A 25,605-nucleotide genomic window follows, 5' to 3' on the forward strand; every position below is an offset into this window, starting at 1 on the left:
GCGTCCGGGGCCGTGGGGGGCCTTTGGGGGGCTAGCGGCCGCCGCGCGCGTCGGCCCGGCCGCGCTCGTAGCGGCGCACCCTCCGGTAGCCCGTGAGCTGCCCCTCGGCGTCCAGCTCCACCCGGTAGCTCGCCATCAGGCTCATGGTGTCGGGGACCCTCTCGAGTTCGAGGACCTCGACCTCCAGGGCCCAGCCGTCCTCCGTCTGCTCGAAGGACGACACGGACTCCGCGGTCATCCCGGTGAGCTCGGCGAGCTGGGCGCGGGCCTCGCGCAGCACCTCCATCGGCTTGGGACGGCGCGACTCCGGTGATCTGTGTGATTCCTGTGACTTTCGCGAACTCTGTTGCGAGCCTTGTGAATTGGACGTGTTCTTCGTGTTCGACATGGCCACCTCGTCCCCCGGGTGGCCGCATGCGTGTTCGCCAAACCTCGTCCGGCATGCGGGACCGCGCGGGATGGTGTAGGGCGGGTGCTCGACCGGGCGGCCCGCGCACGGCATCCCGCAGGTCAGGACGGCCGGCGGTCGGGACGGCCGACGACTCGGCGCGTTCGGTCGGTCAGCGCGTTCAGCCGCCGCCGGGCGGGGCCCAGTGCCCGGGGCCGGTCCATGATCCCGGCCCAGGGCCGGGTGCGGGCCTGCTCGACGGCGTCCGCGATCGTCCAGCGGCGGGCGTGCAGGCCGGGGTCGTCCAGCTGGTCCCAGGAGATCGGGGTGGCCACGGGGGCTCCGGGACGGGCGCGGACGGTGAACGGGGCCACGGCGGTCTGCGCGTACGCGTTGCGCTGGATGTCGAGGTAGAGCCGGTCGCCGCGGTCCTTCTTGCGGGCCGCGGTCGTCAGCCGGCCGGGGTGTGCCGCGGCCAGGACGTCGGCGGCGTCACGGGCGAACTCCCGTACGTGGTCGAAGTCGTGACGCCTCGTCAGCGGGACCACGACGTGCAGCCCCCGGGACCCGGTGGTCATCGGCGCCGAGGGCAGCCGCAACTCGTCGAGCAGCTCGCGCAGCGACCGGGCGGCCGACCGGACCGCCTCGAAGTCGTCGCCGGACGGGTCGAGGTCGAAGACCAGCCGGTCCGGCCGGTCGACGTCCCCGGCCCGGGACAGCCAACGGTGCAGGGTGAGGGCGGCCTGGTCGGCGAGGTACACCAGGGTGGCCGAGTCGTCGCAGACCGGGTGGCAGACGGTGCCGCCCTCCTTGGCGACCTCGACCCGCTCGATCCACTCCGGATAGTGCTCCGGGGTGTTCTTCTGCATGAACCGCGGCCCGTCGACCCCGTCCGGGTGCCGCTCCAGCATCAGCGGGCGGCCCCGCAGGTGCGGCAGCATGAACGGGGCGACGGTCCGGTGGTAGTCGACGAGGTCGCTCTTGGTGTACTCGGGCTCCCCGCCGGCACCCGCCGGGAACAGGACCTTGTCCGGCCGGTGGACCTCCACCGTGTGCCGGCCGGCCCGTACGGTCCGGGTGCCGTCACCGCTCACGGCACGATCGCCTGCTCCACCAGCAGCCGTCCGGCCGCCGCGACGGACGCGGCGTCGATCCCCGCGGCCTCCAGTTCCTCGGCGGGGGTCGCGGAGCCCGGCATGGTGCCGACCGCGAGCCGCACCAGCCGCGGCACGGGCGCTCCGTCGCCGAAGGCGTCCGCGACGGCGTCGCCGATGCCGCCCTCGCGGCGGTGGTCCTCGACGGTCAGCAGGCAGCCGGTGTCCTCGGCGGCCCGGCGCAGGGTCTCGCGGTCGACCGGCTTGACCGAGTACAGGTCGATCACCCGGACCGGGATGCCCTCCGCGGCCAGGGTGTCGGCCGCGGCCAGCGCCTCGTACAGGGTGACACCGGCCGCGACGACGGTCAGCCGGTCCCGGTCGGAGGAGCGCAGGACCTTGCTGCCGCCGACCGGGAACTCCTCCTCGGGGCCGTAGATCACCCTGCTCTCGCCGCGCGAGGTGCGCAGGTAGCGGATGCCCTCCAGGCCGGCCATCTCGGCGACCAGGTGCGCGGCCTGGTTGGCGTCGCACGGGTACAGCACGGTCGAGCCGTGGATGGCCCGCATCATCGCGAGGTCCTCCAGGCCCATCTGGCTGGGCCCGTCCTGGCCGATGGCGACACCCGCGTGGGAGCCGACGAGGTTGATGCCGGAGCCGCTGATCGAGGCCATGCGCACGAAATCGTATGCCCGGGTCAGGAACGCGGCGAACGTGGTGGCGAACGGCACCCGGCCGCGCGCCGCCAGCCCCACCGCGGCGGCCACCATCTGCTGCTCGGCGATGTAGCACTCGAAGTAGCGCTCGGGGTGCTCCTTGGCGAAGAACTCGGCCCGGGTGGAGTCGCCGACCTCGCCGTCCAGGGCCACGACGTCGCCGCGGGCGGTGCCGAGCGCGGTCAGCGCCTCGCCGAACGCGTTGCGCGTGGCCACCTCGTCGCCCACCTCGTAGCGGGGCAGCTCGACCCGGCCGGTGCCCGCCGGCTGCGGCGCCGGCGCGTCCTCGGGCTCGTGCACCCGCACCCGGACGTCGCGCCTGCCGCCGAGTTCCTCGATGGCGTCCTCCGCCTCGGGCAGCGGCTTGCCGTGCTGCCCCTCGCGGTTCTCGACGGCCTCGACGCCCTTGCCCTTGAGGGTGCGGGCGATGATCGCGGTGGGCTGGCCCCTGGTGGACAGGGCCTCGCCGTAGGCGCGGTCGACGGCGTCGACGTCGTGGCCGTCGACCTCGATGGTGTGCCAGTCGAAGGCGTGGAAGCGGCGCGCGTACGCCTCGATGTCGTGGCCGTGCCGGGTGGGGCCGCGCTGGCCGAGCCGGTTGACGTCGACGATCACGACGAGGTTGTCGAGGTGCTCGTACCCGGCGTGCTCCGCGGCCTCCCACACCGACCCCTCGGCCATCTCGCTGTCGCCGCACAGCACCCACACCCGGTAGTCGGTGTGGTCGAGCCGCTTACCGGCCAGGGCGATGCCGACGCCGACGGGCAGCCCCTGTCCCAGCGAACCGGTGGCCGTCTCGACCCACGGCAGCCGCTGGGGCGTGGGGTGCCCCTCCAGCCGGCTGCCCAGCTTGCGGAAGGTCAGCAGTTCCTCGTCGTCGATGGCGCCGGCCGCCTTGTAGGCGGAGTACAGCAGGGGCGAGGCGTGTCCCTTGGACAGCACGAAGCGGTCGTTGCCGGGGTGGGCGGGGCGCTCGAAGTCGTAGCGGAGGTGGTTGGCCAGCAGTACGGCCATCAGGTCCGCGGCGGACATCGAGGACGTGGGGTGCCCGGAGCCCGCGGCGGTGGACGCCCGTACGCTGTCGACGCGCAACTGCTGTCCGAGGTCGACGAGTTCACCGGTGTTCATGAGTCTCCTTCTGCTGCCCGGCCGTCGGTGCGCTTGACGGGGCCGGGGGCGATGTCGGGTCCGGGGGGCGGCTGGTCGGCCGGCGGTTCGGGGCCGGGGTCCGCGGGTCCGTCCGCCGACCGGGTAGGGCCGGAGGGCGCGGCGGGGTTGGCGGACCGGGTGGCCCCGGAGGTCCCGGACGTCTTGCGTGGCTTGCGGGTACCGCGGGCGGGCGGCCCGGCCGTCTCGGCGGCACGGCGGGGCGTGCCGGAGGCGCGGGTCGAGCCGGACCGGCTCCCGTGCGGCTGTTCCTCGCGCGGCTCCGCGTGAGGCTGGTTCTTGGCCGGTTCCCCACCGGGCTGGTTCTTGGCGGGCTCACCGGACGGGCGATCCCGCGAGTGGCCGCCGGGGGGCTGCTCCTCGGAGCGCTCCTCACCGGCCCGCTCCGCACCGGGGTCCACCGCGTCCCGCTCCCCCGTCCCCGTCCCGGCCCGCCGGGCCCGCTCCGGCCGCCCCGGCACCCGCGCCACCTCGGGCGACGCCGACTCCAGGGGTACGGACCAGGACCGTACGAGGCCCAGCTGGACGGCCTGCCGGGGCAGTACCGCGTCCAGCAGCCAGTCCGCGGCGACCCGGACGCGGTTGCCCGGCATCGCCGCGAGGTGGTAGCCGCGGGTGACCGCGCCCGCGGCCGGGCCGGACATCGGCAGACCCAGCGGGTTCGCGGCGGCCTTGGCGCCGCCGAGGTCCACGACGAACCCCATGTCGCGGTGGCGGTAGGCCCGCCGCCGCCCGACGCCGAGCGACGCGGCGACGTTCTGGGCGCAGACCTTGCCGTGCCGCCAGGCGTGCTGCGCGGTCATCGGCGTGTACTGGCCCGGCTGGTTCAGGTCGGGCACGGCGGCCACGTCTCCGCACGCGAACACCTCGGGACGGCCCGGCACCCTCAGATGGGAGTCGACGAGCAGCCGGCCGCGTTCCAGGGGCAGTCCCAGGGACTCCACCAGCGGGTCGGGCCGGACGCCCACGCACCACACCAGCGTGCGGGTGTCGACGGTGGATCCGTCGGTCAGCAGCACCCCGTCGTGCGTGGCCTCCTTCACGGAGGTGCCCATCCGCACGTCGACGCCGCGCTGCCGCAGTACCCGCCCGGCGGTGCGGGAGAGCCGCTCGTCCATCTCGGGCAGGACCCGGGGCGCCACGTCGAGCAGCATCCAGCGGGGCCGCATGCCGGTGCGCATCGGGTGCCTGCGGACCTGCGCGTCGGTGTACATCGCGCCGTGCGCGGCGACCTCGGTGCCGGTGTATCCGGCGCCGACCACGACGAACGTGCACCGCGCGGCGCACTCCGCCCGGTCCTTCGCCGCGGCGGCCAGCTCCACCTGCCGGGTCACGTGGTCGCGCAGGTAGAGCGCCTCGGGCAGCCCGCGAAAGCCGTGGGCGTGCTCGGCGACGCCGGGGACGGGCAGCAGTTTGTTGACGCTGCCCGCGGCGAGCACGAGCCGGTCGAAGGGCAGCGTGCCCTCCTCGCCCTCCGGGCCGCTGTAGTGCACGGTGTGCCCGTCGAGGTCGATGCCGTCGGCCTCGCCGAGCACCAGCCGGACGTGCGGCAGCGTGCCCGAGAGGGAGACGCTGACCCGGCGCGGTTCCAGGATCCCGGCGGCGACCTGGGGCAGCAGGGGCAGGTAGAGGAAGTAGTCGGTCGGGTTGAGCAAGGTGATGTCGGCCTGGTGCCGGGTCAGCCGGGACAGGGTGCGGGCCGTCCGGTACCCGGCGAAGCCGGCACCGACGATCACGATGCGGGGTCGGCTCACGGTTCGCCTCCGGGCTGTCGCGTACCTCGTGAGCCTTCCGCGTCCCCTGGGCCGGGGCACCCAAACGTCCGGGCCGGGGCACCCGAGCGTCCGCGGGGAGGCACGGCACGCCTGCGAGGAAGCCGCCGCGGCACCGGTTTCCGGCCCCGCGCCCGGGTACCCGGCACCGGACCCACCCGCTCCCTGTCCGGAGGCAACCCCTCATGCCCGAGTACGGCTATTTCCTCTCGTGCGAGCAGTACGGTCCCGCGGAGCTGATCGAACAGGCGCGGATGGCCGAGCAGGCCGGATTCCAGGCACTGTGGATCTCCGACCACTACCACCCCTGGAACGGCGAACAGGGCCAGAGCCCCTTCGTGTGGTCGGTCATCGGCGCCCTGTCCGACGCGGTGTCGCTGCCGATCGAGACGGCGGTGACCTGCCCGACGCTGCGCATCCACCCGGCGGTGGTGGCGCAGGCCGCGGCGACCAGCGCGGTGATGACGGACGGCCGGTTCCGGCTGGGCGTCGGCACCGGCGAGGCCCTGAACGAGCACATCTTCGGCGACGCCTGGCCCGCGGCGCACGTGCGCCTGGAGATGCTGGAGGAGGCCATCCTCGTCATGCGCCGGCTGCTCGCCGGCGAGGAGGTCAACCACCACGGCACGCACTACACGGTGGAGAACGCGCGCCTGTACACGGTGCCGGACGAGCCCGTCCCGATCGACATCTCCGGCTTCGGCCCGGCGGCGACGAAACTGGCGGCCCGGGTCGGCGACGGCTACATCACGATGATGCCGGACGCCTCGATGGTGGAGCAGTACCGCAAGGGCGGGGGCGGCGGGAAACTGGTCAGCGGAGGCACCAAGGTCTGCTACGACACCGACAAGGACGAGGCGGTGCGTACGGTGCACCGCCTGTGGGCCAACGAGCAGCTGCCCGGCGAACTGGGCCAGGTGCTGCCGTCGCCCAAGCACTTCGAGCAGGCGCAGACCCTGGTCACCGAGGACATGGTCCGCGACAGCCGGGTGTGCGGCGACGACGTGGACGAACACGTCGCGGAGCTGAAGCAGTTCGCCGACGCCGGCTTCGACCGCGTCTACGTCAACCAGATCGGCCCGGACCTGCGCGGCTTCTTCGACCTCTACCGCACGAAGGTGCTGCCGCAGCTCCCGTAAGGCGCCCGGCCCGACAGGGCGACAGGGGGGGCCGGCTACTTCTCGGGGTTGACGTCCTCCCGGCGCGGTGCCGCGGGCCCGGTGCCGCCCGGGGCGGGCGTGCCCGCACCGGGTGCGCCGGTCGCGCCGCCTCCGTGCACGTGCTCGCGCAGTTCGTCGCGCACGGTCTCGCGTGCCACCTGCGCCAGTTCGTCGACCAGTTGCGTCCAGGTGTTCCAAGTGATCCCTGCGGTCCATGCCGTGCGGGTACCCTCGGCCGCACCTTCCGTGGCCGGACCGGGAGTGCGCCGCGGCCCGACCCAACTAGGCTCGTCCGCATGGACATTCTGGGAGCCACACTGCGCATCTACGTCGACGACCTGGACAAGGCGATCCCCTTCTACGAGGGTCTGGTCGGCGGCGAGGCCCTCCGCTTCGAACGCGGCGGGGTCGAGGCCGCCGCCATCGGCTGCTTCCTGCTGATGAGCGGACCCGAGGCCCAGATCGAGGTGTTGCGCAAGGTGACCGCGACGATCGCGGTGTCGAACGTGGAGGAGACCGCCCGGGTCCTCGGCTCGCTGGGGGCGGACATCATCGCCGGCCCGGTGGGGACACCCGCGGGCCGCAACCTGATCGCCCGGCATCCGGACGGCGCGATCTACGAGTACGTGGACCGCGGGGTCGGGGCGTAGGGTCTGTCGTCACATTCCCGTCTGCCTGGCGACGCCATGCACGCTCCCCCACTGCCTTAAGGGCGTGGGAGGTGCCCCCACTCGCCGCACCGGGCGCCCACAGCAGGCCGATGCTCTCGTCGCCCTCCCTCAGGTCGGCGACCTCGAAGCCCTCGTCGTAGAGCGCCCGCGCCTCCTGGGTCCGGCCCTCGGCGGCCAGCAACTCCCCCTCGAGCAGCCGGAACCGGCCGCGGGCCCGGGTCGCGGGGTCCAGCCGCGCCCACACGGCACGAGCGTCCGCCGTACGCCCGACCGCGAGCAGCGCCCCGACCGCCTCCCGGCCGAGCGCGGCGGCGACGGCCGTCCAGCGCGCGTCCCCGCCCGTCTCCTCGCCCCCGTTCCCGCCGTGGGACCGGCGGGCGCACAGGTCGTCGAAGGCCTGCGTGTACTGGTCGGCGGCGCGCTCGTGGTGGCCGCCCTCCCGGTCGGCGACGGCGAGGCAGCGCAGCAGCGGCCAGCGGTCGGCGGCGGGGCCCTCGGCCCCCCTCAGGCCCATGAGTCCGCGCTCCCAGCTGCGCACGGCCTGGGCACGGTCGTCGCCGTGCCACTGGGCGACACCCAGGTGGTACTCGGCGAGGGGCGTGGCGGCCGTGGTCTCCAGCATGTCGCGCCAGGGCCGGGCGACCAGTGTCCCGCCGGGCGGCTCGTGGTGCTCCGGCTCGGGCAGCGAACCGGCGCGCAGCAGTTGCAGCCAGGGCCGCTGCTCCGCGCCGAGGGTGTCCTCGTCGAAGGGGGTGCCGGGCAGTTTCCAGCCGGTCCGCAGCACTTCGAGGGCGCCCCAGCCCGACCCGGTGGCCAGGCGTTCGCCGGGTTCGGCGTCGGCGTACGGCAGCCAGGCGCCGTAGGCGGCGTCGACGTCGGCCCGCGGCAGGGCGGCCTCCAGGCGGTCCTCGGCGCCGCGCAGCACGGTGTGCCAGTCGCCGTCGGGCGTGGCGTCGAGCGGCCCGTACGCCTCCAGCCAGGACACCTCGCTCTCCGCCTCCAGTTTGACGTGTTCGAGTTGGGTGCGGACGAGCCCGGCCTGTATCTCGCAGTAGCCGCCGGTGCCGGGCTCGGTGAGCCACTCCTGCCAGCGGCGTCCGCCGGGCCCGGTGCCCCACACGAACAGCTTGCGGCCGCGCAGCACGTCGGTGGAGGTCTGCACCAGTCCGTGGCCGTGCTCGTCGAGCGCGGCGATCCAGCGGCGCCGGTCGGCCGGCACCTCGTAGAAGTAGTCGGCGGCGTAGGTGCTGTTCGGCGGGTAGGTGCGGTCGACGCCGTCGTACTCCGGGACGGGGACGCTGCGCAGGCGCCGCTCGTAGCCGAAGTGCCAGGCCTCGTCGGCGGGGGCGAGGACGCGGCACTCCTCGGGGACGGCGATGTTGGACCACCAGTAGGTGGGTGCCGGGTGTTCGTGCGGGTTGCGGATGCGGGCGCCGACGTAGAGGAAGTCCGAGCCGTCCGGCAGCCACAGGTCGACCTGGAAGGGCAGGTCGCGCAGCCGCTCCCACTCCCACAGGCGCAGCATCTCCCCGCCGTCCGGAGCGGGGACCCGGGCGGCGTGCACGGGTGAGCAGGACAGGGTGGTGTGGCCGGTGGCGCCGATGTTCCATTCGATGCCGCCGGAGAACCAGGCGCCGTTCAGGGCGAAGTTGGCGGGCTGGAGCACCGGGTTGGCGTAGAGGAGTTCGCGGTCGGTCGGCTTGTGGTGCAGGGAGGCGATGCGGCCGCCGAGGGCCGGCAGGACGGTGGCCCGCAGCCGGTCGTTCTCGATGACCAGCGCGTCCAGTTCGCGGCCCCGGCGCTCGCGCCCGTAGCCGTCGCGGACCTGGGCGGGCAGCAGGCTGCGCAGGGGCGCGTAGTCGACCTGGCGGGCCATGTCGCGCGGCAGGCCCGCCCGGTCCCGGTCGTCGATGCGGTGGGCCTCGTCCAGGGGGCGCAGCGGCGGCAGCGGGTTGTCCGTCCCGAGCGGCGCGGCGGGCAGGGTCAGTACCTCACGTCGGATCGTCGTCACGGTTCCCCATGGAAGCCGCTCACCGGCCCGGTGAACAGGGGTTCCACGGGCCGGGGCGGCGCGACGTGACTCACGTTTGATCCGCCGGCGTGCGGTGCGCGCTTCTGCGGCCCGCTCGTCTGCGGTCCGCCGGTGGGGATCAGCCGGAAGCCGCGGTCTCGGCGGTGAGCGCCCAGCGCTGGTGGTCGCGCCAGGCGCCGTCGATGTGGAGCATCCGCGGGGAGAAGCCCTCCAGGTGGAAGCCGCAGGCGCGGGCCAGCGCGATGGAGGCGGCGTTGCCCGGCTGGACGTTGATCTCCAGCCGGTGCAGTCGCATCGGCCCGAACGCGTACCGCACCACGAGGTCGAGTCCTTCGCGCATCAGTCCCCGGCCGGCCGCGTGCGCGAAGGCGCCGTAACCGAGCGCGCCGCTGAGGAAGCCGCCCTCGACGATGTTGTTGATGTTGACGAACCCGGCGATGGGACCGCCGCCCCGAGTCCCCTCGGACGTCCCGGCCGTGTCCCGCTCGCACACCAGGAACCCGGCCTTGGTGCGGTCCTCGATGAGCCGGGCCGCGTAGGCCTCGTACGTCTGGGGGCTGTCCGGCGGGAAGAGCCAGGGGTGGTGCAGGTCCTTGCTCTGGCGGGCGCGGGCGGTGAACTCGGGACCGTCCGCGAGGGTGAAGTGCCGGATGCCCACGCGCGGGCCCTCGGCGAGCAGGCGGGACGGGGTGTGCGGCATGGGGCCAGCCTACGACGCGGGGGCGGCGCGTGCCCGGCACGGCCGCGCGCACCCGGTCAGCGCAGGGCGGGCCGCTCCAGCGTCAAGGTGCCCGCGTCGGCGTCGAGTTCCGCCCGCACGCCGAACGGCACGGTCAGCGCCCCCTCGCAGTGCCCGAACCCGAACTCCTCGGCGACCGGCACGCCGAGGCCGCCGAGCCGGTCGGCCAGCAGGGGCCGCAGCCGCTCGTAGGGCCCGCAGTCCTGCCAGGAGCCGAGCAGCACGCCGCCGGCCCCGTCGAGCAGGCCGGCCCGCAGCAGCTGGGTGAGGCAGCGGTCGACGCGGTACGGCTCCTCGCCGACGTCCTCCAGGCACAGCAGCCCGCCGCGCGCGGACGGCCGGGCGTGCGGGGTGCCCAGTTCGGCGGCGAGCAGGGAGAGGCAGCCGCCGAGGGTGACGCCCGTGGCACGGCCGGGTACCAGCGGGGTGCCGCCGGAGGCGATCACGCGGACCGTCTCCGGGGCGAACAGGGTGGCCCTCAGGTGGTCCCGCGCCCGCGCGTTCTTGACGAAGTCGAGCCCGGCCGCCATCGGCCCGTGCAGGGTGACCAGGCCGAGGCGGGTGGCGAACGCCTCGTGCAGCGCGGTGATGTCGCTGAAGCCGACGAACACCTTCGGTCCGGCCGCGCGCATCGCCTCCCAGTCGAGCAGGTCGGTGATGCGCTGGACGCCGTATCCGCCGCGGGCGCACAGCACCGCGTCCACGGCCGGGTCGCACCAGGCGGCCTGGAGGTCGGCGGCCCGGTCGGCGTCGGTGCCCGCCAGGTAGTCGAAGGTGCCGTGCCGGTCCAGGACGTGCGGCGCCACGACCGGGTCGAGGTCCCAGCCGCGCAGCACGTCGAGGCCCGCCCGGAGGCGCTCCTCGGGCACGGGTCCGCTGGGCGCGACGACGGCCACCCGGGCGCCGGGGGCGAGCCGGGCCGGCCGGACCAGCTCGGCCACCCGGCTCATCGGGGCAGTTCCAGGGCCGCCACGCCCGGCGGGGTGAATCCGAAGACCTGGGCGTAGAGGGAGAGTTCGGCCTCCAGGGCGCGCACCATGGTCTCCGCCCGGCGGAAACCGTGCCCCTCGCCCTCGAAGGTGAGGTAGGCGTGCGGCACTCCGCGGCCCGCCATGCGGGCGAGGAACCGCTCGCACTGCGCGGGCGGGCAGATCACGTCGTCCAGCCCCTGGAGCAGCAGGAAGGGGGCGGTGACGCTCTCGGCGTGCTCGGCGGGCGAGCGCTCGGTGTAGCGGTCCGGGACCTCGGCGCGGGGGCCGATCAGGCTCTCCAGGTACTGGGACTCGAAGTCGTGGGTCTCCCCCGCGCCCCAGCCGGCCAGGTCGAGGACCGGGTAGCTGATCGTGCCGCAGGCGTAGACGTCGGTGGTGGCCAGCGACGCCGCGGTCGTCCAGCCGCCCGCGCTGCCGCCGCGCACGGCGAGCCGCCGCGGGTCGGCAGTGCCCTCCTCGGCAAGGGCGAGGGCGACGGCCGCGCAGTCCTCGACGTCGACGACGCCCCACTGCCCGCGCAGCCGGTTGCGGTACTCCCGGCCGTACCCGCTGGAGCCGCCGTAGTTGACCTCCGCGACGCCGATGCCGCGGGAGGTGAAGTAGGCGATCTCCAGGTCGAGGACGAGCGGCGAGCGGCTGGTGGGGCCGCCGTGCGCCCAGACCACGTACGGGGGCAGCTCGCCGTCCGGAGCGCGGCAGCCGGGGTGGTGGGGCGGGTGGAGGTGGGCGTGGATGTCGCGTCCGCCCGGGCCGGTGAAAGTGCGGATCCGCGAGGGCGGGTAGTAGGCGGGGTCGGTGGCATCCCGGTGCGGGGCCCCGATCACGCGGGCGCGGCCGGTGCGGGCGTCCAGCTCGACGACCTCGAAGCCGCTGTGCGCCCCGGCGCCGACGCCGGCGATCCGCTCGCCGTGCGCGGCGAGGGTCGGCGCGAACTCGGTCCAGGGGCCCGCCGCGTCGACGACCTCGCCGGTCTCGGGGTCGAGCACACCGAGGACGGCGGCGCCCCGGCCGTGCAGGACCGCGATCAGGCCGCTGTCCAGGGGCGCGAACCAGCGCTGCCCGAGCTTCCACAGCGGCCCGCCGAACTCCTCCTCGCGGGCGTGGAGCGGGCGCCCGTCGCGGTAGAGGTTCCACCAGCCGGTGCGGTCGGAGGCGTACAGGAGGCTGCCGTCCGGCGCCCAGTCGGCCTGGGCGATCGACTCCTCGGGTCCGCCCGCGACGGCCCGGGCGTCGCGGAACGTGCCCTCGGGGCCGATGTCGGCGACGATCAGCTCGGTGCCGTCCCAGGGCATCCGGGGATGGTCCCAGGCGAGCCAGGCGGCGCGGCTCCCGTCGGGCGAGACGCGGGGGCCGGTGACGAAGCGGTGCCGCTCGGCGGTGAGTTCGCGGACCGCGTCCCGGTCGTCGGCCGCGGAGCCGTCCAGCGGCACCGCCGCGAGCACACGGCGCAGGTCGTTGGGTCCCTCGCCGGTGAACTCCTCCAGGACGCACCACACCTCGCCGTGCTCGGGCCGCGGGTCCGGCTCGATCCAGCGCAGGCCGCCGCCCACCGCGGACGGCGGCGTCAGGGGGCGCGGCGCGTCCCCACCGGGCGCGAAGGAGTAGAGCCGCTGGTCGGCGAAGTTCACGAAGACCACGAGCGGCCCGGCGTCGGTCGTGACGGCGGCCCACGACCGGCCGCCGTACTCGATGACGCGGCTGCGCACGTTCCACGGCGCGGGCAGCACGGCTTCCTCGGTGCCGTCGGCGTGGCGCCGCACGAGGGTGCGCCGCCCGCCCTCGGCGGGCCGGGGCGCGGTCCACCACACCTCGTCGCCGACGAAGCCGACCTCGTCGGGCCGTCCGTCGTGCGCGGCGGCCAGGGCCGCGTCGACGGGCGAGGGCCACGATCCGTACGACAGGGTCCGCACGGGCTCCCCCATACCTGACTCCCCCACTGCTCCTCCAGCTTCTGGTTCGGACGGGCCCCGGTTCCGTACCCGGGTTCCCGGATCGCTAGGCGCCGCGCAGGAAACGGTCCAGGACGCGGACGCCGAAGTGCAGCGCCTCGACGGGAACGCGCTCGTCCACGCCGTGGAAGAGGGCCTGGTAGTCGAATCCCTCGGGCAGCTTCAGCGGCGCGAAGCCGTAACCGGTGATGCCGAGCCGCGAGAACTGCTTGGCGTCCGTGCCGCCGGACATGCAGTACGGCACGACGTGCCCCTCGGGCGCGAACTCCTGGACCGCCGACCGCATCCGGGCGTACGTCGGCGAGTCCACCGGCGCCTCGAGCGCGACCTCGCGGTGGGCGAACTCCCAGTCCACGTCGGGCCCGGTGAGCCGGTCGAGGGTGGCGCGGAACTCGTCCTCGGCGCCGGCCAGGAACCGCCCGTCGACGTGGGCGACGGCCTCCCCGGGGATGACGTTGACCTTGTACCCGGCGTCCAGCATGGTCGGGTTGCTGCTGTTGCGGACGGTGGCCTCGACGAGCCCGGCGGCGGGGCCGAGCTTGTCGAGGAGCGTGTCGACGTCGTCCAGGTCGGCCTCGATGCCGTAGACGGCGGCGATCTCGGTCAGCGCGGCGCGCACCGTCGGCGTCAGGCGCAGCGGCCACGCATGCTCGCCGATGCGGGTGACCGCGGCGGCGAGGCGGGTGACCGCGTTGTCGCCGTTCACCTTCGAGCCGTGCCCGGCGCGCCCGCGCGCGGTGAGCTTCAGCCAGCCGGTACCGCGCTCACCCGCGGCGATGGGGTAGAACTGCCGCCCGGCCCCGTCGTGGAAGGTGAAGGCCCCGGACTCGCTGACGCCCTCGGTGCAACCCTCGAACAGCGCGGCGTGCCGGTCGGCGAGGAAGCCCGAGCCGTCCTCGGCGCTTGCCTCCTCGTCCGCGGTGAACGCGATCACCACGTCCCGCCGGGGCCGTACCCCCCGCCGGGCCCAGTCGCGGGCGACCGCGAGGATCATCGCGTCCATGTTCTTCATGTCGACCGCGCCGCGCCCCCAGACGACGCCGTCGCGGATCTCCCCGGAGAACGGGTGCACGCTCCAGTCGGCGGCCTCCGCGGGTACGACGTCCAGGTGGCCGTGGACGAGCAGCGCGTCGGCGGACGGGTCGGTGCCCTCGATGCGGGCCACGACGTTGGTGCGGCCCTCGGTCCGCTCCAGGAGCGTGGGCTCGATCCCGGCCTCGGCGAGCCGCGCGGCGGCGTACTCGGCGGCCGGGCGCTCCCGGCAGTCGCCGCCGCCCCGGTTGGTGGTGTCGATCCGGATCAGCTCGGAGGTGAAGCGGACGACCTCGTCCAGCGCCCGCGCGCCCGTCTCCGCGGCCGGGTCCGTGTGCTCAGCCATACTGCTCCTCCACCGCGGCCGAGGCGATCGTGGTGACCGCCTTGAAGGTCCGGATCGCCTCGAACATCGTGTCGTGGGTGTACGCCACCTTGCGCTCCCCGACCTGCGCCACGCCGGGCACCACGGTCGAGGCCGCCGCCAGGTGCTCGGCGTCGAACTCCATGGCGACGGTGAACGGCCCGCCGGTCACCGGCTCGTGCCGCACGGCGAGCGGCGTCGCCTCCTTCGCCGCGGCCCGGATGTCGGCGGCGGTCCTGGCCGGTGTGCGGCACACGGCCGCGTACCGCGACACATGGTCCTTGACCGCGACCTTCCGTGCCTCGGGCGCGTAGCCGAGCGCGTCCTCGCAGGCCACGTCGTCCCCGGTGACCAGGACCACCGGTACCCCGTACTCGGCGACCACGTGCGCGTTCAGCAGACCCTCGCTGGCCCGTACGTCGTTCAGCCAGACGCCGGTGAGCTGGTTGGCGAGGTAGGTGTGGGCGAGGACGCCCTCCATGCCGGCGCCCGCGTGGTAGCCGACGAACGCGATGCCGTCCACGTCCCCGTGCTGGACGCCCTCCACCATGGACAGCGCCTTGTGCCGTCCGGTCAGCATCTGCGTCCGCTCGTCGAGCCGCTCCAGGAGCAGGTTGCGCATGCTCCAGTGCGCCTCGTTGACGAGCACCTCGTCGGCGCCGCCGTCCAGGAAGCCCTGCACGGCCGCGTTCACGTCGGAGGTGAACATCGACCGGCACCGCTCCCACTGCGGCGTGCCGGGCAGCACGTCGGCCGGCCAGGTGACACCGGTGGCACCCTCCATGTCGGCACTGATGAGGATCTTCATGCGGATGACGCTACATGCCGCTGAATATGCTGGCCAGGGCCCACACGGCAGTCAGAGGTCCATACCACTGACGGGGTCTCGTGGCCGCCCGGCCCAGGTCGCCGGGCGGTCCGGGAACAGCCGGGCGGGCTCATGCCGTTGCACCGGCGTACACCCATCGCACGCTCGACCACGACGTGCTCCCGCAGGAGGACTGCCCCATGACCGACCGGCCCCTGACGCTCATGGCCGTACACGCCCACCCCGACGACGAGGCCACCAGCACGGGCGGCGTCCTCGCGCGGTACGCGGCCGAAGGAATCCGCACGGTCCTGGTGACCTGTACCGACGGCGGTTGCGGTGACGGGCCGGGGGGTGTCAAGCCGGGCGATCCCGGCCACGACCCGGCGGCCGTCACCGCGATGCGCCGGCAGGAGCTGGAGGCCAGCTGCGGCGCCCTGAAGATCAGTGACCTGGAGATGCTCGACTACGCCGACTCGGGGATGATGGGCTGGCCGAGCAACGAGGCACCCGGGGCCTTCTGGCAGACCCCCGTGGCGGACGCCGCCGCCCGGCTCGCCGAACTCATGCGCCACTACCGCCCCGACGTGGTCGTCACCTATGACGAGAACGGCTTCTACGGTCACCCCGACCACATCCAGGCGCACCGCGTCACGATGGCGGCGCTGGAGCTGACCGACCTGTCGCCCAAGGTGTACTGGACGACGATGCCCCACTCGGGGGTGCGGCGCTTCGGGGAGATCATGAGCGAGTTCCAGGAGGGCGCGCCGGAGCCGGACCCCGCCGAGGCCGCCGCGACGGCCGAGCTGGGTCTGCCGGACGACGAGGTCACCACCTGGGTGGACGCCACCGGGTTCAGCGGCCAGAAGTTCGACGCGCTGGCCGCGCACGCCAGCCAGGGCGAGAACATCTTCTTCCTCAAGATGGGCAGGGAGGCGTTCGGCGAGCTGATGGGCACGGAGACCTTCCTGCGGGTCCGCGACACCACCGGCGCGCCCCTCCCGGAGAACGACCTCTTCGCCGGCCTGCGCTGACCCGGTCGCCCTCGTACTGGACGTCTCGACCCGTCCTACTGAAGGTCCCGCCCCGCCACCACCCACGTCGAAGGCAGCTGGACGCGGGTGCCGTCGGGCGTGTACTCCGTGGTGACCAGCGGGAGTTCGCCGCTCGCCAGCACGGTGAGGCCGGCCGCGCGCAGGTGCTCGGGCACCGCCTCGTCCGGGACCGCGGCGGGCGTCAGGCCGTGGCGCAGGACGGGGGCGAGCTTGGCGGGCGGGCCGTCGGGGCGGTGGGCCAGGCCCGCGAGGACGGTGCCGGCGGACTGGGCGGGCTCCACCAGGAAGGCCCGGCCGCGGGCACCGAGGAGCGCGGCGAGGGCGTCGGCCAGCGGCTGCCGGTCGTCGGGCTCGCACTGGTGCAGCACGCCGCGGACATAGACGTTGGCGTCGCCCAGCTCCGCGTGCAGGGTCTCCGCCTCGGCCTTGTCGGCCGCGTCCAGCTGCCGGTAGGCGGCCTGTCCGGCGGGGTCCGCCCGGCGGGCGTGGTCGAGGGCGGCGGCGGCGAGGTCGGCGCCGACCACATGCGGGAAGCGCTCGGCGAAGTAGCGGGTCTGGGTGCCGTTCCCGCAGCCGAGGTCGATCAGCGGCAGGCCGGGGTCGGTCAGGTGCGGCTCGAAGTGGGCGAGGTGGCGGCCGGCGGTCAGCGTGGGCTCGGCATCCCAGAAGACCGCGCCCCGGTCCGCGGGGGCCTCGTTCCAGAAGCTCTCCCAGGCGTTCCGGTACCGACTCGTCACGCTCATGCCCGCTCCCCAGGGTGCGACGACGTACGAGCCCGCCGGAAGCGACGGACCCGTACGGTGTACCGCGCCCCGCGCACGGCCACAAGCGCCCGGCGCATTCCTTCACGGGACGTGCGAAGGTCGTGCGAAGAACGTGCGAAGCGTGCGCCCCCAGGGGTGAAGGGACGGATTCAGCGGCGGGGCAGGGTCAGTTCGAACCAGACGGTCTTGCCCGCCCTGGTGCGGCTCGCGCCCCACTCGCGGGCGAGGGTGCTGACGACGCGCAGTCCGCGCCCCGTCTCGTCCTCGGGGCCCGCGCTCCTGAGCGCGGGCAGTTCGTGGTCGTCGTCGTCCACCTCGCACAGCAGCGTGTCGGCGCGCACCAGGCGCAGTTCGACGGGGCGGGCGTGGGAGTGCCGTACGGCGTTGGTGACCAGTTCGCTGACCATCAGCTCAGCGGAAGCGGCCGGCCCCGGCAGTCCCCAGGTGTGGAGCTGCTCGCGGACCGCCGCGCGGGCCCGGCCGACCTCGGCGGGGTCGCGGGCCAGGCGCCACTCGGCGACGGCGTCGGGCTCGATGCCGTTCAGCCGTGCCATCAGCAGGGCGACGTCGTCCTTGCGGCCGCCGCGGGTGCCCAGCGCGCGGATGATGGTGTCGCAGGCGTCGTCCATGGAGGCGGCCGGGTGGGCGGCGGACTCGCAGAGCGTGGCGAGGCCGACACCGATGTCCTCGCCGCGCACCTCCACCAGGCCGTCGGTGCACATCACCAGCCGGTCGCCGGGCGCCACCGGCACCCGCACCGATTCGAAGGGCACCCCGCCGACGCCGATCGGCGCGCCCGTGGGCAGGTCGATCAGCTCGCTGGCGCCGTCCTCGGCCCGGACCAGGACCGGCGGGATGTGCCCGGCGTTGGCGAGGTGCAGTTCTCCGGCGATCGGGTCGTAGACGGCGTAGAGGCAGGTCGCGAGGTGGGTGTCGCCGAGCCGCTGGGCCAGGTCGTCGAGGTTGCGCAGGAGCTGGGCGGGCGGCAGGTCGAGCCCGGCCATGGTCTGCACGGCGGTGCGCAACTGGCCCATCATCGCGGCCGAGTTCAGGCCGTGGCCCATGACGTCGCCGACGACGAGGGCGGTGCGGGCGCCGGGCAGCTTGACCGAGTCGAACCAGTCGCCGCCGACCCGGCCGAGGAGGGTGCCGGGCAGGTAGCGGGTGGCGACGTCGCAGCCGGCCAGGTGCTCGGGGATGTGCGGCAGCATGCTGTCCTGGAGCGTCTCGGCGACGTTCTCCTGGTACGTGTACATGCGGGCGTTGTCGAGCACGAGCCCGGCGCGGGCGGCGAGTTCGGCGCCGGTGACCCGGTCCATGTCGTTGAAGACGGGCCGCTCCGGGTGGCGCAGCAGGACCATGAAGCCGAGGACGACGTGCCGGGCCTTCAGCGGCACGAGGAGCATCGAGCGGCCCGTGATGAGCGGCCGGATGTCCCGCTTCTCGAACTGGGAGGCGACGGCGTGGCCCATCTCCTCGGTGACGCGCGGCACCAGGACCGGCTCGCCGCTGGTCATGCACTGGAAGAACGGGGTGTGCGCGGGGAACGGCATGGCCTCGCCGACGGGGACGACGTCGTCCCAGCGGCCGGGTTCGTCGGTGTGCTCCAGGGCGACCCGGTGCCACATCGTGGTGGTGTCCGGCACGCCGTCGGGGAAGCCCTCGCCGGCGACGACCTGCTCGCGCAGATAGGTGCCGGCGACGTCGGTGAAGCGCGGGACGACGGCGCGGCTGACCTCGACGACGGTCCGGGAGAGGTCCAGCGAGGTACCGATGGCGCCGCTGACCTCGTTGAGGAACTCCAGGCGCTCCCGGACCGCCGCGTACTCCAGGTCCTCGGCGTCCGGGGCCACGTCCCGCAGGTCGTCCGGCACCGGCTCGCCGGCCGCCAGGGCCCGCGCGGCCCGCTCCCGGCGCGCCCGGCGGTCGGCCCGCCGGGGCACGCCCCAGTCGGGGGTCACCGGGACCCGGTCGTTCTGACTGAACTCCAGGACGGGGTAGCCCAGTTCGAGGACCTGGGCGACGATGCGGGCGCTTTCGCCGACGCTCGTGCTGGGCAGGATCTCGGGCAGGCGCCGGGCGAGTTCGTCGGCGCCGGGGAAGTCGGTGTGCAGGGCGAAGCCGGGGGCGATGCGCTCCACGGTCGCCGTCGCGGCGCCGCCGTCGGCGCGGTCCCGCCGCAGCCCGTCGGCGTCGGCTGCCAGCACGAGCAGCCGCTCGGGGCCGGGGCCCACCAGGGGGTAGGCCCACCAGAGCACGTCGACGCGGTGGCGGGTCGGCGCGGTCAGCCGGGCGCGGCCCGCCGCCGGGTAGGAGAGCCGCCCGTCGAGCGAGGACTCCAGGCCGGGTCCGAGGCCGTCGTCGGCGGCGTACGCGTCGTACGAGTGCAACGCGTCGGTGTCGTCGTCCTCGGCACCGGCGTCGGGGACGACTCCGGAGACGGGCAGCAGGTCGGACGCGGGCCGGCCGATCGCCTCCTCCCTGGGCAGCCCGAACAGCCGCCGTGCGCCACGGCTCCAGTGCGAGACCAGCCCGTCGCGGTCGACCACGACGACGGCGAGCGGAACGCGGCCGGCCAGGGGGTCCGCCACGGGGTCGTCCGGTAAGGCGCCGGGTCCGGCCGGACGGCCGGGAGGTGTGTCCCGCTCGTTGCCATGGTCCATGGCGTCAGGCCCTCTCTGCCCACGGCTCCGCAAGATCTGTGCCGCCGGGCACCACCGTACGGCGGTGCCCGGTGACCATGTGCGGCAACGGGGGAATTGGTGGCGCGCGAACGCACCGGCGCACGTTCGCGCGCCGGTGCCCGGGGCTCAGTCCTCGTGTCCGAGCTGGAGGTCGCGCTCCGTACGGCCGCCGCCGGCCACCTGGAGGACGGTGGCGACGGGCGGGTAGCCGGCCGCGATGACGGTGTACTCGCCGGACGAGAGGTCGACGAAGCGGAAGGTTCCGTCGGGGCCGGTGGTGAGGGTGTCCACGACGTTGCCCGCCGCGTCGAGCAGCGTCACGCGGGCGTCCTCCACGACCCGGCCGCCACCGGCCCGCACCGTGCCGCGCAGCACGGCGCCGCCGGCCAGCTCGACGTCCTGGCGGGTCTCCCGGGCGGCCTGGACGCTGACGGGCAGGGCGGCCGGTCGGAAGGCCGGGGCGCTGGCGGCGAGGGTGTACTCGCCGGCCACCAGCTCGGTGATGACGTAGCCGCCCTCGCGTCCGCTGCGGGTGGTGGAGACGACTTCGCCGTGGACGTTGGTGAGGGTGACGATGGCGTCGCGCACGGGGCTGCCGTCGGCGGTCAGCACGCTGCCCGCCAGGCGTCCGGCGCCGCCGAGGACGACGTCCAGTTCGACGGGGCGTTCGCCGACGGTCACGGAGACCGCCTGCGGCTGGTGGCCCCCGGCGGCGGCGATCAGCACGTACGCTCCGGCGCCGGGCGTGGCCAGGGCGTACCGTCCGTCGTCGCCGCTGGCGCCCCGGCCGATCTGCTGGCCGCCGACGTCGATGAGGGTGAGCGCCGCGCGGGGCACGACGGTGCCGTCGGGGTGCTGCACCGTGCCGCAGACGGGGACGCCCGCGGCGTAGGGCGAGCGGGCCGGAGGGACCTGGGCGGCCGGCTGGGCCGCGCCCTGGGCGGCCTGTGCGGCCTGTGCGGTCTCCGGCTCGGTGACGGGGGCGTGGTGGGACACCAGGGGTTTCTCCTTGAGGAAGAGGGCGATGACGAGCCCGAGGACGAGCACCGGCACCAGGTAGAGGAAGATCCTCGGCATGGCGTCGACGTAGGCGCCGATGTAGGCGTCGCGCAGCGCCGGGGGCAGGGAGTGGACGAGCTGGGGGGTGATGGCCTCGGCGTCGGGGAGCCCGGCTCCGGCCCCGGCGGGGACCCGGTCGGCCAGCGCGTCGGTGAGGCGGCCGGCGAAGAGGGTGCCGAAGACGGCGGCGCCGACGCTGCCGCCGATCTGCCGGAAGTAGTTGTTGGCGCTGGTGGCGGTGCCGAGGTCGGCCGGGCGCACGGAGTTCTGCACGGCGAGGATGAGGACCGGCATCACCATGCCGATGCCGGCGCCGAGGACGGCCATCCAGATGCTGTAGTGCAGCCGGGGCGTGTCGATGTCGAGCCGGGAGAGCAGCCACATGCCGACGACGGACAGGGCGCTGCCGAGGATCGGGTGGATCCGGTAGTGCCCGGTGCGGCTGATGAGCTGTCCGGAGATGATCGAGGCGCCGACGATGCCGCCCATCATCGGCAGCATCAGCAGGCCGGACTCGGTGGCGGTGGCGCCGTCGACCATCTGCAGGAAGGTCGGCAGGTAGCTGGCGGCGCCGAACAGGGCGACGCCGACGACGAGGCCGACCAGGGCGGTGACGTTGAAGACCGAGTCCCGGAACAGGCGCAGCGGGATCAGCGGTTCGGGCGCGAAGCGCTCGGCGACCAGGAAGAGGACCGCGGCCCCGGCCGCTCCTGCCCCGAGGCCGATGATCTCCTTCGAGCCCCACGCGTACTCGGTGCCGCCCCAGCTGGTGAGCAGCACCAGGCAGGTGGAGGCGGCGGCCAGCAGCAGCGCGCCGAGGATGTCGAGGCGCGGCTTCACCCGCGGCCTGGGCAGTTTCAGGACGACGGCGACGACGGCCATGGTCACCAGGCCGAAGGGGACGTTGATGTAGAAGCACCAGCGCCAGGAGAGGTGGTCGGTGAAGTAGCCGCCCAGCAGGGGGCCCGCGACGGAGGCGAGTCCGAAGGCGGCGCCGATCAGGCCCATGAAGCGGCCGCGCTCCCGGGGCGGCACGATGTCCGCGATGATCGCCTGTACGCCGATCATCAGGCCGCCCGCGCCGACGCCCTGCACCGCGCGGAAGGCGATCAGCTGGTCCATGGTCTGCGCGCGCCCGGCGAGCGCCGAGCCGACGACGAAGATCAGGATGGCGAACTGGAAGACGCCCTTGCGGCCGAAGAGGTCGCCGAGTTTGCCGTAGATCGGCAGGCCGACGGTGGAGGTGAGCAGGTAGGCGGTGATCGCCCAGGACATCTTGTCCAGGCCGTGCAGCTCGCCGACGATCTTGGGCAGCGCCGTGGCGACGATCATCTGCTCGAGCGCCGCGAGCAGCAGTGCCAGCATCAGCCCGATGAAGACCAGCCGCACCCGCCGCGGGCTCAGTCCGGCCGTCGGCTCCGGTTCGGGAGCGGGCGGTTCGGGGGGCGTCCGGGACGCCGCGGGCGCCCGGGCCGCGGCGACGGGTTCGTCCCGCACCGGGTCCCGCACCAGATCCTGCACCAGAGTGGTCCCGCCCACGTACCGCTCCCCTCATCGCACTTGCTCACATTTGCCGCCTGAGGCGACAACTGCGAACAAGTGCGATGAGTTACGGAAACGCGGCAGGTTCGCGCGGAGATCACTCGAACCGGTGAGGCGACCAACGGCCGCCCCGCGTCTGCCACTTGGCGGAAGCGGCTACTTCTCGACCTCGGCGGCGAGCTTGACGAGCATCGCGTCGTAGATCCGGGCCAGGCCCTTGGGCGCGAAGGTCTTCTCGAAGAAGCCGCCGACGCCGCCGGCCCCCTGCCAGGTGGTGTGGACGGAGACCCGGGACTTGCCCTCGCCCGCCGGCACGACCCGCCAGGTGGTGACCATGGAGGAGTTGCGGTCCTTCTCGACCAGCTCGCCGTCGGCCGGCTCGGTCACCTCCAGCAGGCAGTCGCGGACGCGCTTGCTGGTGGCCTGGAGCTTCCAGTGCACGAGGGTGCCCTCGCCGTCGCCGCCCTCGCGGACCTCGTACTCGCTGAAGTGCTCGGGCAGCAGCTTCTCGCGGGTGCCGCCGTAGTCGGCAAGGGTGTCGAACACCGTCTCCGCGTCCGCCGCGACGATCCGTTCCGTCTCCGCCTCGACCTGCGCCATCGGGTCCCTCCAGGGCCTGGTTCTCGGGTTCGGGGCAAGCCAACCACCCCGCCGCCACGCCACCAAATCCGGGGGCGTGAAGCGGCCCCGCACGACTGCCCCGCACGATCAAGGGAACAAGTGTTCTATTGTGTGGGCAGTGCTACCGAGGAGGCGTCAATGCGCTGGGAGAACCTCACGGACTCCGACCACGCCCGGGCGGCCGACCCCGCGCTGTTCGGCGCGGACGCGGTGACCACCCGTACCTTCGACACGCCCGAGTTCAGAGGCATCACCTTCCACGAGGTGCGGGCCCGCTCGATCCTCAACCGGGTGCCGGGGGCGTCCCGCATGCCGTTCGAGTGGACGGTGAACCCCTACCGGGGCTGCACGCACGCGTGCGTGTACTGCTTCGCGCGCAAGACGCACAGCTACCTGGACCTGGACACGGGGCTCGGCTTCGACTCCCAGATCGTCGTCAAGGTGAACGCGCCCGAACTGCTGCGCCGCCAGCTGGCCTCGCACCGCTGGCAGGGCGAACACGTGGCGATGGGCACCAACGTCGACTGCTACCAGCGCGCGGAGGGCCGCTACCGGCTGATGCCGGGCATCGTCGAGGCGCTCACCGAGCGCGCGAACCCGTTCTCGATCCTCACCAAGGGCACGCTGATCCTGCGCGACCTGGACCTGCTCACGCGGGCGGCACGGGTGACCGACGTGGGCATCTCGGTCTCGGTCGGCTTCACCGACACGGAGCTGTGGCGCACCGTGGAGCCGGGCACGCCCGCACCGGAACGCCGGCTGGAGGTCGTCCGCGTCCTCGGCGAGCACGGCATCGGCTGCGGTGTACTGATGGCGCCGGTCATCCCGTTCCTCAGCGACGAGCCGGACCGGCTCAGGGCCACGGTGCGCGCGATCGCCGCCGCGGGGGCCACCTCGGTGACACCGCTCGTGCTGCACCTGCGGCCGGGCGCACGGGAGTGGTTCATGGCCTGGCTCGGCCGGCACCACCCGCACCTGGTGCGCCGCTACGAGCGGCTCTACGCGGACGGCGCCTATGCCCCGAAGTGGTACCAGCGCCGGATCACGCGCCAGGTGCACGACCTGGCCCGCGAGTACGGCATCGGGCCCGCGCGCGCGGGGATGCCGCGGCGGATCGCGGAACCGGACTCCTCGCAGCCGCCCGGAGCCGCGCCCGCCGATCCGGTCCAGCTCTCGCTGCTGTGAGGGCGTGAGGACTACCGGGCAGCACAGGGCATTGGAGGGCATCTTCCGGCCCAATTGGGTCAAGTATCGACAGCTCGTGTTCTTCCGCCGGTGCTCCCCGGGACGATCCGGCGAGGACCGCGACCCGCGCGGACCGCAGCCCCGCCGTCCTGGGAATCCGTCCCGGGAGTTCCGGGAGTCCTGGGAGAACGCCATGAGACAACGCGCAGCCGTGCTGTGCGGCGCCGCCGTCATCGCCGCCGGGAGTGTCGCGGCCGTCCCCGCCGAAGCGAACGGACCGCGCCAGGCGTCCGCCGCGCCCACGGCGGACCTGCGCTGGAAGAAGTGCGCCACGGACGACTACCCCACCCTCCAGTGCGCGTCCCTCGAGGTGCCGCTCGACCACGCGCGTCCGCGCGGGAGGCAGATCACGCTGGCGCTGTCGCGCGTCCCGCACACCGCCGGGACGTACCAGGGCCCCCTGCTGGTCAACCCGGGAGGCCCCGGCGGCAGCGGACGGACGCTCGCCGGGTTCGTGGCGTCCTCGCTGCCCGCGAAGGTGGCCGCCCAGTACGACGTCATCGGCTTCGACCCGCGCGGCGTGGGGAAGAGCAGCCCGGCGCTGGACTGCGTGCCGGGCCACTTCGACCCGGTGCGCCCGGACTCGCTGCCGGACACGCCGGACGTCGAGCAGGCCAACCTCGCGCGCGCGAGGTCCTTCGCCGGCGCCTGCGGCGACAAGTACGCGGACGTACTTCCGTACATCGACACGGTCGGCGCCGCGCGGGACGTGGACGCGATCCGCGCGGCGCTCGGTGCGGAGAAGATCAATTACTTCGGCTACTCGTACGGCACGTACCTGGGCGCCGTCTACGCCAAGCTGCACCCGGACCGGGTGCGCCGGCTGGTCCTCGACTCCGTCGTCGGCCCGGACGACGTCTGGTACGACGCCAACCTCAACCAGGACCTCGCCTTCAACGACCGCCACCGGGCGTTCCTCGCATGGGTCGCCGAGCACGACGCGGCGTACGGCCTCGGCACCGACCCGGAGCGGGTCGAGGCCGCGTGGTACGCCATGCGGACGGCGCTGGCGAAGAAGCCCGCCGGAGGGAAGGTCGGCGCCTCCGAGCTGGAGGACACGTATCTGCCCGGCGGTTACTACAACGGCTACTGGCCCTACCTGGCCGAGGCGTTCGCGGCGTACGCCGTCGACGACGACGCCGGGCCGCTCGTCGAGGCGTACGAGGACTTCGGAGCCCTGGACGCCTCGGGGGACAACGGCTACAGCGTCTACACCGCGGTGCAGTGCCGCGACGCGAGCTGGCCGCGCGACTGGGACGAGTGGCGCGACGACAGCTGGGGCCTGTACGGGAAGGCGCCCTTCATGGTGTGGAACAACACCTGGTACAACGCGCCGTGCGCCTTCTGGCCCGCCCGTTCGCGGCAGCCGGTGGACGTCGCCAACCGCGAGCTGCCTCCGGCGTTGCTCTTCCAGGCGACCGGCGACGCGGCCACGCCGTACGAGGGCGGCGTCGCCGCGCACCAGCTGCTGCGCGGGTCCGGCCTCGTGGTGGAGGACGGCGGCGGGAACCACGGCATCACGCTGAGCGGGAACGCCTGCCTCGATGAGCACTTGGCCGCCTATCTGGCGGACGGCACGGTGCCGCGCGGCGACGGCGGCACGGCCGACGCCGTCTGCCCGGCACTGCCGGACCCCGAGCCGCTCCAGTCCAAGGCGGCCTCCACGTCCTCGCGCGGTTCGGCCCTGCACGGGCTGCTCGGCTTCCGCGGCTGACCTCCCCTGCGCCGGGCCCCTCGGGGGCGTTGTCAGT

Annotated in this window: 20 protein-coding genes; 5 read left to right on the forward strand and 15 right to left on the reverse strand. The window is 74.0% G+C overall.

Going from position 1 to position 25,605, the window contains the following annotated elements:
* Positions 1-31: 31 nt before the first annotated feature.
* The 4 genes from IG94_RS0118375 to IG94_RS0118390 form a co-directional block, all read right to left on the reverse strand.
* Complete coding sequence (locus IG94_RS0118375) at positions 32-388, reverse strand: gas vesicle protein GvpO (RefSeq protein WP_078892337.1); 357 nt, start codon at positions 386-388, stop codon at positions 32-34.
* Between the two features lie 122 nt (positions 389-510).
* A complete protein-coding gene (ligD, locus tag IG94_RS0118380; RefSeq protein ID WP_052410737.1) occupies positions 511-1,482 on the reverse strand; it encodes a non-homologous end-joining DNA ligase in 972 nt (323 codons plus the stop codon).
* Positions 1,479-3,326, reverse strand: coding sequence for a transketolase (locus IG94_RS0118385; RefSeq protein WP_031037553.1), 1,848 nt, complete (start codon positions 3,324-3,326; stop codon positions 1,479-1,481). Before IG94_RS0118385 ends, ligD begins: the two co-directional genes overlap by 4 nt.
* The gene (locus tag IG94_RS0118390) at positions 3,323-5,119 is read right to left on the reverse strand and encodes an NAD(P)/FAD-dependent oxidoreductase (protein WP_031037555.1); all 1,797 of its coding nucleotides are present in this window, start codon (positions 5,117-5,119) and stop codon (positions 3,323-3,325) included. Before IG94_RS0118390 ends, IG94_RS0118385 begins: the two co-directional genes overlap by 4 nt.
* A 203-nt stretch (positions 5,120-5,322) precedes the next feature.
* Between IG94_RS0118390 and IG94_RS0118395 the strand changes: the two genes are divergently transcribed.
* Positions 5,323-6,276, forward strand: a complete 954-nt coding sequence (locus IG94_RS0118395; RefSeq protein WP_031037558.1) for an LLM class F420-dependent oxidoreductase — start codon at positions 5,323-5,325, stop codon at positions 6,274-6,276.
* A gap of 35 nt (positions 6,277-6,311) precedes the next feature.
* Here the strand turns inward: IG94_RS0118395 and IG94_RS40535 are convergent, their stop codons facing one another.
* Complete coding sequence (locus IG94_RS40535) at positions 6,312-6,455, reverse strand: hypothetical protein (protein ID WP_224326119.1); 144 nt, start codon at positions 6,453-6,455, stop codon at positions 6,312-6,314.
* Positions 6,456-6,593: 138 nt separating this feature from the next.
* Between IG94_RS40535 and IG94_RS0118405 the strand changes: the two genes are divergently transcribed.
* Positions 6,594-6,947: a VOC family protein gene (locus IG94_RS0118405; protein ID WP_031037561.1), complete on the forward strand. Its 354-nt coding sequence runs from the start codon at positions 6,594-6,596 to the stop codon at positions 6,945-6,947.
* Here the strand turns inward: IG94_RS0118405 and IG94_RS0118410 are convergent.
* From IG94_RS0118410 to IG94_RS0118435, 6 genes are all read right to left on the reverse strand, one after another.
* Complete coding sequence (locus IG94_RS0118410; protein WP_078892338.1) at positions 6,847-8,979, reverse strand: DUF5107 domain-containing protein; 2,133 nt, start codon at positions 8,977-8,979, stop codon at positions 6,847-6,849. The two genes, IG94_RS0118405 and IG94_RS0118410, sit on opposite strands and share 101 nt — an antisense overlap.
* A gap of 139 nt (positions 8,980-9,118) precedes the next feature.
* Positions 9,119-9,700 (reverse strand): GNAT family N-acetyltransferase, encoded by a 582-nt coding sequence (locus tag IG94_RS0118415; RefSeq protein WP_031037566.1) that lies wholly within the window; start codon positions 9,698-9,700, stop codon positions 9,119-9,121.
* 56 nt (positions 9,701-9,756) lie between these two features.
* Positions 9,757-10,689: a S66 peptidase family protein gene (locus tag IG94_RS0118420; RefSeq protein ID WP_031037569.1), complete on the reverse strand. Its 933-nt coding sequence runs from the start codon at positions 10,687-10,689 to the stop codon at positions 9,757-9,759.
* Complete coding sequence (locus IG94_RS0118425; protein ID WP_031037572.1) at positions 10,686-12,653, reverse strand: prolyl oligopeptidase family serine peptidase; 1,968 nt, start codon at positions 12,651-12,653, stop codon at positions 10,686-10,688. The genes IG94_RS0118420 and IG94_RS0118425 overlap by 4 nt, the downstream gene beginning before the upstream one ends.
* A gap of 73 nt (positions 12,654-12,726) precedes the next feature.
* On the reverse strand, positions 12,727-14,058 hold the full coding sequence (locus IG94_RS0118430) for a M20/M25/M40 family metallo-hydrolase (RefSeq protein WP_031037575.1): 1,332 nt from the start codon (positions 14,056-14,058) through the stop codon (positions 12,727-12,729).
* The gene (locus IG94_RS0118435) at positions 14,051-14,884 is read right to left on the reverse strand and encodes a M55 family metallopeptidase (protein ID WP_031037577.1); all 834 of its coding nucleotides are present in this window, start codon (positions 14,882-14,884) and stop codon (positions 14,051-14,053) included. Before IG94_RS0118435 ends, IG94_RS0118430 begins: the two co-directional genes overlap by 8 nt.
* Before the next feature lie 200 nt (positions 14,885-15,084).
* Between IG94_RS0118435 and IG94_RS0118440 the strand changes: the two genes are divergently transcribed.
* Positions 15,085-15,918, forward strand: coding sequence for a PIG-L family deacetylase (locus IG94_RS0118440; RefSeq protein ID WP_031037580.1), 834 nt, complete (start codon positions 15,085-15,087; stop codon positions 15,916-15,918).
* Between the two features lie 35 nt (positions 15,919-15,953).
* Here the strand turns inward: IG94_RS0118440 and IG94_RS0118445 are convergent, their stop codons facing one another.
* From IG94_RS0118445 to IG94_RS0118460, 4 genes are all read right to left on the reverse strand, one after another.
* On the reverse strand, positions 15,954-16,682 hold the full coding sequence (locus IG94_RS0118445; RefSeq protein WP_031037582.1) for a class I SAM-dependent methyltransferase: 729 nt from the start codon (positions 16,680-16,682) through the stop codon (positions 15,954-15,956).
* Positions 16,683-16,852: 170 nt separating this feature from the next.
* A complete protein-coding gene (locus IG94_RS0118450; protein ID WP_031037585.1) occupies positions 16,853-19,366 on the reverse strand; it encodes a SpoIIE family protein phosphatase in 2,514 nt (837 codons plus the stop codon).
* 147 nt (positions 19,367-19,513) lie between these two features.
* Entirely contained in the window at positions 19,514-21,985 is a 2,472-nt protein-coding gene (locus tag IG94_RS0118455; RefSeq protein ID WP_031037589.1) for an MFS transporter, read from the reverse strand.
* Positions 21,986-22,144: 159 nt separating this feature from the next.
* The gene (locus IG94_RS0118460; protein WP_031037594.1) at positions 22,145-22,588 is read right to left on the reverse strand and encodes an SRPBCC family protein; all 444 of its coding nucleotides are present in this window, start codon (positions 22,586-22,588) and stop codon (positions 22,145-22,147) included.
* Positions 22,589-22,747: 159 nt separating this feature from the next.
* Here IG94_RS0118460 and IG94_RS0118465 point away from each other — a divergent pair, with 159 nt between their 5' ends.
* A complete protein-coding gene (locus IG94_RS0118465) occupies positions 22,748-23,794 on the forward strand; it encodes an Rv2578c family radical SAM protein (RefSeq protein WP_031037598.1) in 1,047 nt (348 codons plus the stop codon).
* Between the two features lie 193 nt (positions 23,795-23,987).
* Positions 23,988-25,568 carry an alpha/beta hydrolase gene (locus IG94_RS0118470; RefSeq protein WP_031037601.1) on the forward strand — a complete coding sequence of 527 codons (1,581 nt, stop codon included), beginning with the start codon at positions 23,988-23,990 and terminating at the stop codon, positions 25,566-25,568.
* Positions 25,569-25,605 lie beyond the last annotated feature (37 nt).

This window comes from Streptomyces olivaceus, assembly GCF_000721235.1.
GTDB lineage: Bacteria > Actinomycetota > Actinomycetes > Streptomycetales > Streptomycetaceae > Streptomyces > Streptomyces olivaceus.